This window comes from Rhodococcus sp. AC861 (assembly GCF_979256035.1).
On sequence record NZ_CEEDMW010000001.1, the window covers coordinates 685,620 to 699,227 of the forward strand.

Below are 13,608 nucleotides of genomic sequence, written 5' to 3' on the forward strand. Positions count from 1 at the left end.
TCAGCATAGGCCGGGGCCGGTCCGTCATGCGGCGGGTTACTTTCCGCTTGCCGCGTGCTCGGCCACCCTCTCGTCGAGCAGGCTCGTGAATGATGGATACAGCGGGTGCTGTCGGGACGTCGGGTACGGGTGGCTGTCCTCGATCTTCGCCGCGATCAGGTGCGGTGCGTAGTAGCGGAACTGCACTGGCTTCTCCGCCCACATCAGGTTGGTCAGAGCGTCCGCTTCCTTGTCCGGGTCCGCGCAGTTCAGCGGATTCCGCCACCTCTCCGGGTCGCTCCTGTGTACCTGGATCCGGGCTCGGTCCCGCTCCGCTTCCGCGCTCTCCTGGTCCGGCGGGTACGACTCCATGTCCTCCGGGAGCTGGTTGTAGATCTCCTCGTTGATCACGAAGTCCGTCGCCTGCGCCCACGCCTGATTGATCAGACCCACCTGCTCCAGGTGCGGAGCCGGGTGCCCGTTCTCCCGCACGTACCGGGTCAACACCTGCTCCTGCATGTGGACCTTCATGTTGTCGATCCGCTCCGCGATCCGCTCGCCCTCCCGCTCGAGGAACTCCTGCTGGTCCTCCGGGCTCAGCTCCGTCGGCAATCCCACGTGCTCCAGGTAGAGCTTCATCACGTCCTGCGTTGTCGGGTCGATCATAGGTGTCACTGTCCAATCCGTCGGCGAACAAATCGAGCTGGTTGTCATCTAAGTTCTTGGCCACGAGATCGCGCTCCTAGTCGGCGGTACGTCACCGGCCGCGGCCACCGCGCACGGTGGGGGCCGTTATCGTCGTCGTCGGCCGGAGCGCGATCTCCGGTCCGCTAAAGCCCTGGTGGGTCTAGCCGGGCCCACCAGGGCCCATGTGGTGCTTGTGTCAGGTATCGGGAACGGTCAGTCGAGACCGTCGAACCACCCCGGCGGCGGCGGGAGAAAGCTCGCCCGCAGCGTCCGGGTGTCGGTGTGTTTGTCCTTGCTGCACTGGTACATCGGCCCGTTCTCCGGATCGAGCAGCACCCGCAGGTGCGGGTCGGCGTCGTGCACCCACCACGCGGACGGCGCACCCGGGTTGTCGCTCGCCTCCGCCACTTCCCATGCCAGCCACAGATCGCGCAGTCGTCGGACGACCTCGTCGTGCCGCCACCACTGCGGGCAGAAGACGCGCCCACTCTTGCCGGCCGTCCCGGACAGGCGGCGGGCGATGGTGGGGGAGTACCAGCGGTCGAACCACTCGAACATGGACGCATACTTGCGTTCCGGCGCTTCCTCGGCGGGTGCGGCCTCGGCGGCGGCGGCGCCGACGCTCACAGGAACGCCTCCACACCGTCGGTCTTCTCGGTGCCCGCAGTCGCGGCGACGGCGTCGACGCTCACAGGAACGCCTCCACACCGTCGGTCTTCTCGGTGCCCGCAGTCGCGGCGACGGCGTCGGACTCGTCGTCCGCGTCGTCCAGGTCGGTGTCGGTGACGCCGTAGGTGGCCAGCGATACCCGGATGCCGTCGGCGTTGGGTCCGTCGGACCAGTAGACCTTCTCCACCAGCACCGGCCGGTTGCCCGAGATCTGTACCAGTGCACGCGTCTTGGGGATCGCGGCGAGGTCGTCGACGGTGAGGATCGGTTCCTTCGACCAGGACTGCGACCGGGAGGTCGATCCGGAGGCGAACATGCCGCCGTTGCGCGAGTTCGACCACCGTTCGACGTCGTGGTCACCGACCAGCGCGGACAGCTCGGAGAGAGTGTTCTTGTCCTTGAGGCCACCTCCGTACCAGAGGAAGTTGGCGGCATCGAGGAGCTGCTTGACGCCGTCCTGTCCCCACACCCGCTGCGCCTGGGAGAGGTTCTGCACCACCGTCATCACGCAGATGCCCTGCGATCCGAGGTGCGAGTACCAGGCGGGCAGCTCCGGGAGGCGGCACACGTTCGCGGCCTCGTCGAGGACGGCGAGCATCGGCACCCGCAGCCGCCCGAACGGGCTCAGTCGTGCGGTGCGTTGGGCGGCGTCGATGATCGACCCGATCAGCGCGGTCGTCAGCGCGGAGGACGAGTCGGGGCCTTCCTTCGACAGTGCGTAGAGGGTGTCGGTGCCGGCGACGAAGTCCTCGACGACGAACTCGTCGAGGCTGTGCGGGTAGCGCACGGTGCGGCCGATGGCGGTGTCGATGTAGCCCTCGTGGGAGAGGTCGACGCGGCTCGGTGGGAGCACGCTCATCGCGTAGGACTGCTCTTCCAGCAGTCCGATGAAGCGCCGGGCCATGTCGTACAGGCCGTCACGCTGGCGCGGGTTCAGCCCGCGGACCGATTCCAGGCGCATCGCCACGATCTGATGCCCGTGCCGCTCCAGCAGTCGTTGGGGGAGTTCGTTCTCCTCGTCGGAGAGCCACCCATAGACGTGCAGCAGGTCTCCGCCGCCCGAGGCGGCTGCGAACATCATCTGCGCGAGCAGCTCCTGTGCGCCGCCGTCGAAGTAGGCGTCGACCCGTGCGGAGTCGTCGCGGGACGCGGCGGCGAAGTAGGAGGCGAGCTTGCGGGCCTTGACGGTCGAGTCGACCGAGCGCAACGGATTCCACCAGAACCCGTCGTCGCCGGTGGCCGGCCCCTCGGCGATTGCCTGGAGGTCGTAACGCCACACCCGGCCCAGTTCCTCCCGGACTCCGCGGGTGTGGTCGTGGCCGTCGCGCTTGTTCGAGGTGAACAGTGCCGCCCCCGGTGCCCCGCAGAGCGCGTCGATCGCCAACGCTGCCGTCTTTCCCATACGAGGACCGGCGAGGGCGAACAGCATGTCCTCCCAGGACATGAACAACTTCTCCCGGCCGCGCACGGTGCGCCCCACCACCGCGCCGGTGTCCCTGTCGGACAGGGTCTTCACCGATGCGAGGTCGGGGCGGAGCTGTCGGGCGCGGGTGCGGGCCTGATTGCCGGTGACGCCGGTCAGCTCCGACGGTGACGCCATCAGCTTGGCCTTAGCGTCGACCGCTGTGGTCCCACGCCCGCGGCGCAGGACCGCGACACCCGTCAACGCTGCAACGGCAAGCATCGCGGCGGGGACCAGGACGACGGTGGACAGAGTCGGCCACGTCAGGGAACCGGCCGCGACCTCGATCAACGCCTGGACCGGATTGCCCGGCACAAGGGTGCCGGTGCCGGCGGCGGCGTGACCGGCCCACAGTGCCCCGTAGGACACCAGCAGCAGCGCAATCAAGGCCAGGATTCCGACCAGCGGGAGCATCGACGACTGTGTGCCTGCGCCGCGGGCGGTCGCGGCGTTCTTGGCCATCACAGGTCCACCCCGTCATCCAGGTTCCGAGACCAGGTGCGGTTCAGTTCCATGATCTCGGCGACGTCATCGCTGTTGTCGAGGTACTGACCCGTCGCGGCGAAACCTGTCGGCGGAGCCGCCAGCTCGGCGCGGGTCACCGGCTCCCAGGACGGTTCGACGACGGCGTCGAGAGCGTCCTCGGCGACGGTCTCGAGCTCCGCGGCGAGCAGCATCTCGAGTGCCTCGCTGCCCGCCTGCTCAGGTGCAGGGGCTGCGGTGCCGGAGTCGAAGTCCGCGCGCAGGTCGTCGACGTCGACACCGGAGTCGGCCAGGCGCTCGTACCAGGCCGATTCGTAGGCGTCGGCGCGCATCGACGCCATCAGCGCGTCCTCTGAGGGCGCGGTGTCCATCTCGGCGCGGGCGGTCGCGGCGACCACTGCGGCGCCGGCGTACGCGGCAAGCCTGCCGATCGAGGCGTCATTAGCCGCCGGGGCCAGCGCAGACGCACCCGTCCACTCGCGCCGCTGTGAGCGTTCGGTGCGGGTGGTGCGTTCGTCGAGACTGCGGCGGGTCACGGCCTGGACGGCGGCGGCGCGGGCACGGACGTACGCCTCGCGGGCGATCCGATTGTGGTCCGAGTTGCTACTGCGAATGTTCGACATGAGGGGCCTCACTGGGAGCGTCGGCCAGCTCACGACCCGGTCGTTCCGCGCGACGCGAACGCGCAGAAACCACGGTCGTGCTGGATGGACGCTCGACCGTGACCCTCATCGACGGTCGAACAGGGATAAGCATAGGGCACTCGACCCGGTGACGTGAAGTGTCGGTGCCCCGACACGTCAAGATGTGCGTTAGGTCAGTAGGAACCATCGAGGTTCGGGCAGCATCGCGCTATGCGCTGTCAGGACTCGTTACTTCTACCGCTTTCATCAACGTTGGATGTCAGGTCCTTGTAGATGTAACCATCCTCGTCCTCGGTGAATCCATACATTGCGCTGCGCTCTACGCGCAACGCTCTACCTTCTGGATCGGTGTCCAGCATCGCTTTGAGGCGGGTGGCGCCGCCCGCGCGCGCTAGATCGACGAAGCCGTCAAGAAGAGCCTTCCCCACACCGCGTCCTTTTGCCGACAACAGGCGTCCGAGGATTGCAACGACCGCGTTGTTTCCTAGCGGTCGTCCCGCGAGAAAACCAACGTACTTGCCGTTGTCGACCGCTACGAGCAGCTCATAGACATTGCTATTAACGCTGGGCACTGGCGTTTTTCTGGGATCGAGGAGCCGCCGATTCCGGTCGATAACTGCCTCGACGTTCTTCCAGGTTTTGTCTGTGAACTTGAGGTCTTCGAGCTCCAGATCAGCGTCGAGTGCAACGAGCAGCTCGGTGAGTGCATCTTGATCGATGTTGTCCATACCGATGACCGTCACGGGTTTGTCGGTTGTCATGGGGTCAAGGCGCGGGAACTCTTCTGATTGCGTGTCGTCTTCGTCCGACGTGGGGTGTTGGTTCTGCACAGAACGACGGTGCCACGCTAACTCTCGAAGAGGAAGTGGGAGCCCTACGACACGTTGGTCGGTGGGCCGGCCTGGCGTCGGTTCACGGTTGCTGTTCGTGTTGGTGCGTTCCGTCGTCGAGTTCGTCGATCAGCAACGGAAGACTCTCGTGGGATAGGCCGTGAGGGGTGAAACGGAGGAGGTGGGGCTTCGCGTTTCGGCCGTCGTATTCGGCTACGCGGCCGTCCGGGTACCTCAGGGTGTCGTCGACCACTTCCACGATCTGCAAGCGGGACAACAGGCGGTGGGCCTCGTATGTGTGCGGTCCGATTCCGTAGAGCTGGACGCGTCGAGCCCCCGTAATGCGGAACTGCGTCGCAGGGTCCGTAGGTTGCTCACGGAGTGTCATGAGAAGGAAAACAATCTCGGTGTCTTCGAGGGTGTGAATCCAGCCGTTTGTGAAGAGTTCGACTGGCACCGTGAAGTAGTCACCGTCGTCGCTCGGCACGGTATACGGGGCAGGTTTGGTGCCGTGCAGTCCGACGCCCCCTTCGTGGTTCAGCTTGAATCCCTCGTAGCTACCCGTGCTCTTGTGGCCGTTGGGGAGAAAGACCAGCCTGTTGTCGTCAGCAGCAAGGATCTTGACCGTCTCCCGCACCTGCCGCGCCCTCTTTTCTCGTTCTGTGTGGGTGGTGCGTCCCGACCCTGACGGTCCAGCGGTGGAGGCCAGGAGGTCGATCCAGGACGCTCCGAAGCGGCCCACCTCGCCGGAGATCGGACGCTTGTTGCTCGGTCGCTCACCTGGAGGTGTTCGCATCTGAGCTTCGAACAGCGCAATCAGCTCGAATCTCAGTGACGCTCCACGAGGGCTGATGAGGCGTGAGGCCGGGGGGCGGTCCTTCGAGTTCGGAAGTTTGCGATCCGACCCCACCAGCGGAGTGTCCTGGAAAACGAAGTCATGTCGTAACCGGATGTGGTCTGGTCCGATCTTGCTCTGCGTGTGCAGCTGTCGAAGCCACGAGGTAGCGGTATCAACACTTGATTGCATCGCCCGCAAGCGCGCCAACCGGCGTCCGAGTGCTACTTCCACCTTCGTTGCCGACGCCGGATCAGGCGACTTTGCGACAAATTTCGACCACTTGTTCTGAACGTCTTGACCCGTCATAAGCAAACTTTCCAAGTGTCCGTATCAGAGTTTCGCGATGACGGGTTAAGCCGTCGACCGAGTCTAGCAAACGCGGCTAGAAAACGGCGGATCGGTAGTGCACTCTGGTTGCAGAGCGGCTGGTCAGGCGCTCGGCAGTGCCGGTTAGGAAGCCGGCCAAAAACGCGACGACGGCCCCCGGTTGCCCCCGGAGGCCGTCATGTGTCGCACTCGAAATGGATGAATCGGAGGAACGACATGTTCAGAATACGTCGAAGGAAGCACGGAGCGGCAGCAGTATCCGCGACGCGAAGCGCCGATCAGGCGCTGCTGCCCCTGCGATGGGCCGTGATTGCAATCGTGACGGCCTTGGGGGCGGCAGCGGCAGCTTCTGCGGGAGGGCCGGTCGCGGCGCTACTGGTCGGATCCGCTTTTGCGGGTACCGCACATCGGCTGATCGGCTGACGTTTTGTTCATTCCGGTGCGTCAGGTCTCGGACGCACCGGAATGAACGTCAGGGTTCCGTACGCCTCATGCTTGTGATCCGCGAGGCCGGTTCGGCGTCGCAACCGGACATAATCTCAATTATCGGCAATGGTTATCAGTGTCAAGAGCGGGCCTGCGGCGCTCACACCCGAACAAATCCCGCAGAGTTGCCTGGCGCTTCCGGCGCCGCCGGTCGGCCGCAGTTGCTGGAGGTAGTCCTCGACCAGCGTGTCGAACATCGCTCCGTCGTAGTAATTGTTCCGTCCTCGCGCGTAGATTCGAACTCGGTATCGGTGTTCACCTGGCGGGGCCGGCGTTCCCCGTCAATGGTCAGCGAGAACTTAAAGGTGACTCGACCTTGTGGCGGCCGCGATCTGATAGTCGGTCTGAACCCCGTAACTCAACGCCCGGACTCACGTTTGTGCACGATGGTGCCCCGTTTCTCGGTGCTCGGGCACACCTGGATCAGGTATCGCTCGACTGGTGGTTCGTCGAAGAATGTCCCGTCGTAGTGAACAGCTCTACCCGTCGCGCTCACGCGCACGCGGTACAGCGCATCCACCCGTTCGGGGGTATCCGGTGGCCCGAGTGGGCAGACGGTCTCGAGATACATGCCTGCGGCCACCCGTAACCCCTCGTGTGGCGCTTCCAGATCCCCCTCGTCGATGTCCTCCCAGGTGTCGTCCACGTCTGGTAGTTGATCGAGGAACTGCACCTCGAGGTCGACGAGCCCGCTGGCGATCCCCGTGGCCACCATCCCTCCGGGGCCACCGAAATGAACGAACCCTGGTACCCCGGTTGGGGGCCATATCGCCTCGTCCTCGAGGAAGCGCGTGATCAACCACAGTTGGTGATCTGTGACCCGGACGTTGGCTTTGAACGGTTCCATCATCGAGTGCTGCTTTCGCTGACCGGGGTTGGATCGACCACTTCCACGCGCCACACACTCCATTGCGTGACGATATCGACGTCGCGGTCGTCGTTGTCGGTCCGTCGGAACTCGAGTGGCCCGTGCGGTTCGGGGACGGTCCACCCGGGGTGCGCTGTAGCGAGCCGTGTGACCTGCTGCACTACGTGGCCCGCGAGGTCGAGGACACGGACCCGTCCGGTCGGTGGTGTGCGGTAGTCCATCCACAGGTAGCGGTCCCACACCAGGCATCCCGTCAGAACTGTGGCCCCGGTTGGTGCATCCCCTGTGCCGACCAGAGTGGTGAATCCGTCCCCGAGGTGAGCGATGCGCTCGACACCCCGATCGGTGCCAACCGCGACGATCGAGGCGTCGATCTCGGACGCCACCTCCGGTGGCAGTCCGAATTCCGGTGGGCTCGCCCAATAGGTGGTGGGAGTGCACAGCACGCCCGGCGCCGGGTTGTCCGGCCACGGTTCCATGTCGTGCAGCATGAACAGTGCCGTCATCGCCAGGGCCCCTTCTTTCGTGTGATGACTCCGATGTCTTACGACAACACGACTTATGTGGGGTCGTGGTTCTCTCTTGATCGTGGGAACTCCCGCACCAGCTCGGGGTGCCGCCCTCGCATGTAGATCGACGCGAAGGTGTACCGGTTGTCGGCGTGCCAGTACCAGGACTCTCGGTCCTGACTGTGGGCTTCCACGATTGCGTCCCCGACTGTGACAACCGGGTTTCCGGGTCGACTGATGATCGCGGAGGAGTCGTCCCAGTCGATCGCGGCGGCCTCCTGATCGAGTGGCGCGTGCCGGGCGATGATGTCGAGGTCACCTGATTCGTCGAAGTCTCGGTATAGCACCCTGCGCTGGAAGTCGAAGTCGCTGATGCGTTCGTGGGTCAGCGCCGCGACGAACCAGTGTCGGCCGGTCGCGGACTGCACCTGCAGAGCGGTGACCGGAACCGGCGCCGGTACATGGGTGCCGGCGACCGTTCCGATGACCAGTGCCATCCCGTCGTCCATCATGACGACGGGTGCGGGGCCTGTGAGACCGGTGGACTCACCGATGCCGAGTGGGCCACCGAACAGGTCGTCGTGGACCCCGGACAAGAGGTCGTCGAGCAGGTCGCCGGTGGCCCGTCTCGCGATCGCCCACTTGTCACGGCGGGCGATCGCATCAACCAGAATGCTGACCAGTACGGCGATGCCTCCGCGTCCGGACGGCGCCGCCAACCGGTTCTTATCTGCACCGGATGCGGCCGCGGGGGGTGTCACTGCGACCACCCGAGTGTCTGAGCGGTGGAGACGATGCGGCGCTCGAGACTCGGTCGCTCCGCCGGCGTAGAGACCCATGCGGCACTCGCGTCGGCGATCGAGTCGAGGACGGTGATGTCGGGGCCGCTGTCGGAATGGCGGCGAGGAGCGGCTGGTGTATCGCTCCAGATGTGCGCACCGATTGCCGGGTGCACGAACCCGTCGGCGATCCGTGCCGCCAGCATTCTGCTGTGAATCCGAGCGCCCGCGGCGGAGAGGCCGTCTCCGAGATCGTCGCCAAGGCTGTAGTAAAGCTGTTCGGTCAGGTCCATCTGAGCCTTGTTGATACGACCTCGACCGGTGACGCGCTCGTCGTCCGCGCGGAACGGTTCGAATTCGGAGACCACGGACACGACCACTGCTGCGACGTCCGGCGGGATTAGGTGTGGAGTGCGGTGAAGGTCGTCGCCGACAGCAGACCGGTAGCCCAAGCAGGCGCGCCCGAACGCGGCGCCGTCCGCCTCTCCGACGGCCATCGCGGTGGCGGTGAAAATAAAATCGTCGAAGTACTCGCGGTGCATCGGCGGCAGCCGTCGCATCCCGTCAGCCTCGGCAAGGGAAACCCCGGCACGGATCAAGTAACCGTCGAGGACGTTGCGCTCGACGTCTTGTAGCCACATACACATTCCCGCGCAATAGGGGTACCGGCAGACGACGCCGCCGGGCGCGAGATCACCTGGGTACCAGTGGACCGCGTTCGCCGTCGGAACGCAAGACGCATGGTGGACTGAGTCAAGGTGCTGCAGCGGCGACGCAGGCTGCTATCAGCACGCCGAGAACGGCGCGTTGCGGCGCACTACGAGGCATGAATCGCATGTGAGCAACTTACGCCCTAGGCGGTGACGGCGATCGTGGACCGGACCCCGCTGATTTGTTAGCGTCGCCATCATGACCACACCGAAAGGCGCATGAGCGCCGCTGACCGCATCGGGGCCCGGCCCCGTAGGCGTCCGAGACCACCCGAGCCTGTCCGTTCGAAGTGCGTGCAATGACGGATGCACAGCAACCCCCGGTACACGGACCTGTCGAGGCCCTGGCGCAGGTCCGCGACTATGTCGCGGCGATTGTTGCGTCGACGGCATCGCCCGGATCGAGACAGAACCGCAGCAATTCTGCCGAGGTGCCCAGTGCGACTGTCGACGGCGCAACTGTCTGGTTGTCAGTCCGAGACGATGACCCTTCGTTTCTGGGCACGTTCGACCGAACATCCGACACCCGTCTGATCACCGTCACCCTCATGACGATGCTGGGTACCTCACCCGGTCACGACGACGGGTCGTCCCGTCAGATCGACATCCCCTACGACGAGCAGATCCACTGGGTGCGCGCCGTTCTGGGCGAGCTCACCGACTACGCCTACAAGGTCGTGTCCGACTCCGGGCGGTTCCGAGTCCGCCCGGCAATCTTCGTCGTGCTCGTTCAGGGTGATGGTCGACCCGCGCTGGCGCCGAGTGACTTCGAGTGGTTGATCGTCGTCGGCGGACGCAGGGCATACCCCGAAAAGGTCATCCCTCGTGACCCTGAGTTGCTCCGATACCTGCGATACAACGGCGATCTGGTGGCCGCGTCCTCGATTCAGCACCCGGATGCTGCTGCGCCCGCGACGTGGGCGCAGCAGTTCGTCTCTGCGCTCACCTCCGCCATGGCCGACGAACTCGGACGACTGGGCAATGATCGAGGGTTCACCGTCGAGGAGGTCAGCCTCCACGGCATAGACCGCGTCGTCGTGCGCTACATCTGGCATATGATCGCCGGCGACAAGTACTACGGATTCGACATCGACCTCGCCGGTGTTCGGGAGCAGCGACTGTCTGCCCTCGACGACCCACGTGCCTCGACAGCAGGCTTCCGCTTCGGGGCGCTGCCGTTCGGCCAACCCATCTTCCAGTCGGAACGAGTCGTCGACGGTCGCCATTGGATCGACTTTCCCACCTGAGCGTGTCGGTGGCCGTAAGCGGACCGCTCATTCGTCCGCTGTCCTCGACGACGACGACGACGCGGCCGCCGCCACCTAAGGTCGTCACGAAAGAGCGCACTCGATGACCTGGGGTGCCCGTTGAACTGAGACTCAGCTAATTGTTCACCGTCAGATACGTCGCGTTACCGGTAATTGTCAGTGTAGAAACCCGGTTCGACGACTCGCTGTCGCCGACCGATCTGTTGAGGGCCGAGCCGGACTCACGTGAAGTGACAGTCGACTGGCTACAGCGGTCGTTCCACTCCCTGCTCGTTGACCTGCCATCTTTTACATTTGCAGCAACGGTTGTCATTGGGCGTAGGTGCCCGCTGCGCTCTGAGAGACTTCACCGATGACGACACCAACTCCCGGCTGGTACTCGGATCCGGACCCCTCCAACGTTGGTGGGCAACGATTCTGGGACGGTGGCCAGTGGACCAATAAATCCGCTCCCGGAAAGCCGACGCCGACGCCGTCCGAGCCGACACCGGATTCGCCGGAAGGGCAGAACGGCGGCAATCGCGGACTCAAGGTTTTCCTGGCGATCGCCGCTGCGGTATTGCTCGTGGTCGGAGTCGGATCGGTATTCGGGTTGGGCGACGAGGAAAGGGATGAGAGCGACCAGGCGTCGGCCACATCGTCCGAGTCGCCGCCAAGTACCACGACGACGCGAGCTCGGGCTGCAGTCCCGTCTGCGGCCCCGCGCACGACCGCACCGTCCGTAACCACTAGCGCCGCGGCCGAGCCTCCACCCGCAGCGTTCGTTTCCGATCCCCGCTGCGCTCCGGCGAATCAGTCGCTGGTGGATCAGGTCGCGTCCGGCTTCTCCGAGTCGGGACTGACTCTGACGAACGGAACCGTGATCGACGCCGGCGACTACACGTACGTCGGCGGAACCACGATCGACTCCACCGGCCGGGTCGAGAACCGTTCGGACGTGTGGGTCGTCTCGGGCGGCACCGTGTACGCCTCCACAGGAGGGGCAAGGAATATGACGACATGGCCGAAGGCCACTTCATTGGGTGTTTCACCCGGCGATCCCGACGTCCAGGCCGTCGATACCTGCGTCGTCAACCTCACTCGCTGATCGTCTACCGACGACTCTGTTCGCAGCCTCCAATCGTTCTCGGCGAGCAACCTGCGCACCCCGTTGCCGAACGGCCACCCACAGCCAAGCTGCCCGCTTACGCTTGCTCGATGCTCGGTAAGCGATGGGAACTCGCAGTCGCCGCCGTCGCGGTTGTGGTCGTGTCAATCGTTCCAGCGTGCAGCTCCACGACCGACCAAGGCGGGGTCCGTCCCGAGTCCGTAACAGATCAAGTCGTCCCCACAACCGACCCAACCGGACAGCCGCCTTCGGTTGATCCGCCGACCACCGCCACCGCTCAGCCACACGCGACACAGCTGACTGCGAACGAAGAGTGCGCGGCGAGATCGACACCGTTCCCGATGCCGGACGTCCGCGGGATGATCCTCGACGACGTCTTCTTCGGTTCTCTGACATGCTTCGACGCACTGAGTGCCACAACGCCCGACGGGCTCGACATCTTGGACAAGCTCGGCGGTAGCGGAGGGGTCTACCGGGTCGTGTCGCAGTCACCCGACCCGGAACTTCCGGTCGATTTGTCGTCTCGGGTTTCACTTCAGGTGACCGAGCTGGAATACACAGAGTTGAGCGCGTCGGACCGGCTACCGTGCACATGGGTGTCGGATGCCGAAGTCGCCGCTGTAGTCGGGCGTCCGGTCACCAGCCAGGCGCTCGACTACCCCGGCACAGTGAACCCCCAGTGCACCTATACCTACGACGCCGGCCAGATCACCCTCGGCCTTCAGTCCGCGGGAAGTTTCGTCGTCGACGCACCCACAGACTTCGACGCCGCGCGGTCGAACGATGCAGTGGCAGTCGATCTTGGCGACGACGCATTGTGTACGAGAAGCGGGTACTTGGTTGCGCTCCTCGGTGATCGGCTCCTCAGGGTCAGTCCTATCGCGAGCGGCTTCGGCTGTGATCAGGCGAAAGCAATCGCAATGACCGCCCTCCCCCGCCTCAGCTCCTGAGGCTTCGGCGAACGTGAATTCCGTCGCCGGGAACCGCGGACACTAGGCTCCTGTCGTGGCGAAACGCGAGATCGTGGAATTGACCGACGACATCGACGGCAGCGGCATCGCCGACGGGGCCGGGGAGACGATCGACTTCTCCGTCAACGGAGTCGACTACCGGATCGACCTGAAAGACAAGAACGCCAAGGAGTTTCACCGCAAGCTCGACTACTACATCGAGCATGGCGAGCGGATCGGTGGCCGCAAGCGGAGCGCGCACACGTCTGCTGTCCTCGACGCCGCCGCGGCCGCGGGGAAGCCTACGAAGCGTGATCCGGAACGGACGCGGGCGATCCGGGAGTGGGCGAACGCGAACGGGTACGAGGTCAGTGACCGCGGCCGGATCCCCGCGGCAGTGGTGGAGGCGTTCGACGCCGCCCACTAGCCGTCACAGGCTGCTGCTGGTGACTCGGTAGTCGCTGACCTTCCACTGCCCCTCGGCGTTCTTCAGGGTGACCGTGGCGGTGTAGGTGGTGTACGGCGTGGCCTGCCCGGACTGGTGCTGCACCGTTTGGAAGATGGTGATCGGCACGGTGGCAGTGTCGCCGGCGACGGTGGTGTCGCCGTCGGGCCGTACGACGGCGGTGAGGGTGTCGCCGCTGCGCGCCCACGCCGCCCACTCCGAGATGGGTTTCGGGGCCGGTGACGGCGCCTGTGCGGCGGCGGTGGCCATCGGGCCGGTGAGATGACCGGCCTGGGTGTGCAGGGCGTTCCAGGTGGAGTCCTGCACTGCTGGTTGCCAGGTGAACACGCCGGCCATGACAACGGTGGCGACGTCGACCGGGTCGGTTCCGACGGGGTCGATGGTGAATCCGGCGTCGGTTCCCCCGGCGGCGGGGGTGTCGTCGCTGTCGCCGGTGACCCACAGCGCGACGGCGGTGCCGACGGCGACGATCAGGACGACGGCCAGTGCGGCGAGCACGGTGGCGGTGGTGGGGCGTCGGCGGTGGGTGTCGAACACGGTGGCTC

15 protein-coding genes are annotated in these 13,608 nt (G+C 65.2%); 4 read left to right on the forward strand and 11 right to left on the reverse strand.

What is annotated here, in order from left to right; genetic code table 11:
• Positions 1-36 precede the first annotated feature (36 nt).
• The 10 genes from AC0IX4_RS03245 to AC0IX4_RS03290 all read right to left on the reverse strand — a co-directional run bounded on the left by AC0IX4_RS03245 (position 37) and on the right by AC0IX4_RS03290 (position 9,202).
• On the reverse strand, positions 37-645 hold the full coding sequence (locus tag AC0IX4_RS03245; RefSeq protein WP_471828012.1) for a hypothetical protein: 609 nt from the start codon (positions 643-645) through the stop codon (positions 37-39).
• Between the two features lie 234 nt (positions 646-879).
• A complete protein-coding gene (locus AC0IX4_RS03250; protein WP_471828013.1) occupies positions 880-1,293 on the reverse strand; it encodes a DUF4913 domain-containing protein in 414 nt (137 codons plus the stop codon).
• A gap of 61 nt (positions 1,294-1,354) precedes the next feature.
• A complete protein-coding gene (locus AC0IX4_RS03255) occupies positions 1,355-3,259 on the reverse strand; it encodes a type IV secretory system conjugative DNA transfer family protein (protein ID WP_471828014.1) in 1,905 nt (634 codons plus the stop codon).
• Positions 3,259-3,903: a hypothetical protein gene (locus AC0IX4_RS03260; RefSeq protein WP_471828015.1), complete on the reverse strand. Its 645-nt coding sequence runs from the start codon at positions 3,901-3,903 to the stop codon at positions 3,259-3,261. The genes AC0IX4_RS03255 and AC0IX4_RS03260 overlap by 1 nt, the downstream gene beginning before the upstream one ends.
• Before the next feature lie 239 nt (positions 3,904-4,142).
• Positions 4,143-4,754 (reverse strand): GNAT family N-acetyltransferase, encoded by a 612-nt coding sequence (locus AC0IX4_RS03265; protein WP_471828016.1) that lies wholly within the window; start codon positions 4,752-4,754, stop codon positions 4,143-4,145.
• Positions 4,755-4,836: 82 nt separating this feature from the next.
• Positions 4,837-5,391 (reverse strand): hypothetical protein, encoded by a 555-nt coding sequence (locus AC0IX4_RS03270; protein ID WP_471828018.1) that lies wholly within the window; start codon positions 5,389-5,391, stop codon positions 4,837-4,839.
• A gap of 1,372 nt (positions 5,392-6,763) precedes the next feature.
• Positions 6,764-7,255 (reverse strand): hypothetical protein, encoded by a 492-nt coding sequence (locus AC0IX4_RS03275; RefSeq protein WP_471828019.1) that lies wholly within the window; start codon positions 7,253-7,255, stop codon positions 6,764-6,766.
• Complete coding sequence (locus AC0IX4_RS03280) at positions 7,252-7,779, reverse strand: hypothetical protein (protein ID WP_471828020.1); 528 nt, start codon at positions 7,777-7,779, stop codon at positions 7,252-7,254. The genes AC0IX4_RS03275 and AC0IX4_RS03280 overlap by 4 nt, the downstream gene beginning before the upstream one ends.
• 53 nt (positions 7,780-7,832) lie before the next feature.
• Positions 7,833-8,543 carry a hypothetical protein gene (locus tag AC0IX4_RS03285; protein ID WP_471828021.1) on the reverse strand — a complete coding sequence of 237 codons (711 nt, stop codon included), beginning with the start codon at positions 8,541-8,543 and terminating at the stop codon, positions 7,833-7,835.
• Complete coding sequence (locus tag AC0IX4_RS03290; protein WP_471828022.1) at positions 8,540-9,202, reverse strand: hypothetical protein; 663 nt, start codon at positions 9,200-9,202, stop codon at positions 8,540-8,542. Before AC0IX4_RS03290 ends, AC0IX4_RS03285 begins: the two co-directional genes overlap by 4 nt.
• A 617-nt stretch (positions 9,203-9,819) precedes the next feature.
• Here AC0IX4_RS03290 and AC0IX4_RS03295 point away from each other — a divergent pair.
• The 4 genes from AC0IX4_RS03295 to AC0IX4_RS03310 all read left to right on the forward strand — a co-directional run bounded on the left by AC0IX4_RS03295 (position 9,820) and on the right by AC0IX4_RS03310 (position 13,024).
• Entirely contained in the window at positions 9,820-10,518 is a 699-nt protein-coding gene (locus AC0IX4_RS03295) for a hypothetical protein (RefSeq protein WP_471828023.1), read from the forward strand.
• Between the two features lie 373 nt (positions 10,519-10,891).
• The gene (locus AC0IX4_RS03300; protein ID WP_471828024.1) at positions 10,892-11,626 is read left to right on the forward strand and encodes a DUF2510 domain-containing protein; all 735 of its coding nucleotides are present in this window, start codon (positions 10,892-10,894) and stop codon (positions 11,624-11,626) included.
• Between the two features lie 110 nt (positions 11,627-11,736).
• Entirely contained in the window at positions 11,737-12,597 is an 861-nt protein-coding gene (locus AC0IX4_RS03305; RefSeq protein WP_471828025.1) for a hypothetical protein, read from the forward strand.
• A gap of 55 nt (positions 12,598-12,652) precedes the next feature.
• A complete protein-coding gene (locus tag AC0IX4_RS03310; RefSeq protein ID WP_471828026.1) occupies positions 12,653-13,024 on the forward strand; it encodes a histone-like nucleoid-structuring protein Lsr2 in 372 nt (123 codons plus the stop codon).
• A 3-nt stretch (positions 13,025-13,027) separates the two neighbouring features.
• Here the strand turns inward: AC0IX4_RS03310 and AC0IX4_RS03315 are convergent, their stop codons facing one another.
• Complete coding sequence (locus tag AC0IX4_RS03315) at positions 13,028-13,600, reverse strand: hypothetical protein (protein ID WP_471828027.1); 573 nt, start codon at positions 13,598-13,600, stop codon at positions 13,028-13,030.
• Positions 13,601-13,608 lie beyond the last annotated feature (8 nt).

What these genes read in the sequence shown, in the direction of transcription:
- AC0IX4_RS03300 (WP_471828024.1), top strand. Translation starts at nt 10,892, where the DNA reads ATGACGACACCAACTCCCGGCTGGTACTCGGATCCGGACCCCTCCAAC.
- AC0IX4_RS03305 (WP_471828025.1), top strand. Translation starts at nt 11,737, where the DNA reads ATGCTCGGTAAGCGATGGGAACTCGCAGTCGCCGCCGTCGCGGTTGTG.
- AC0IX4_RS03275 (WP_471828019.1), bottom strand. Translation starts at nt 7,255, where the DNA reads ATGATGGAACCGTTCAAAGCCAACGTCCGGGTCACAGATCACCAACTG.
- AC0IX4_RS03255 (WP_471828014.1), bottom strand. Translation starts at nt 3,259, where the DNA reads ATGGCCAAGAACGCCGCGACCGCCCGCGGCGCAGGCACACAGTCGTCG.
- AC0IX4_RS03280 (WP_471828020.1), bottom strand. Translation starts at nt 7,779, where the DNA reads ATGACGGCACTGTTCATGCTGCACGACATGGAACCGTGGCCGGACAAC.
- AC0IX4_RS03295 (WP_471828023.1), top strand. Translation starts at nt 9,820, where the DNA reads ATGACGATGCTGGGTACCTCACCCGGTCACGACGACGGGTCGTCCCGT.
- AC0IX4_RS03260 (WP_471828015.1), bottom strand. Translation starts at nt 3,903, where the DNA reads ATGTCGAACATTCGCAGTAGCAACTCGGACCACAATCGGATCGCCCGC.
- AC0IX4_RS03245 (WP_471828012.1), bottom strand. Translation starts at nt 645, where the DNA reads ATGATCGACCCGACAACGCAGGACGTGATGAAGCTCTACCTGGAGCAC.
- AC0IX4_RS03290 (WP_471828022.1), bottom strand. Translation starts at nt 9,202, where the DNA reads ATGTGGCTACAAGACGTCGAGCGCAACGTCCTCGACGGTTACTTGATC.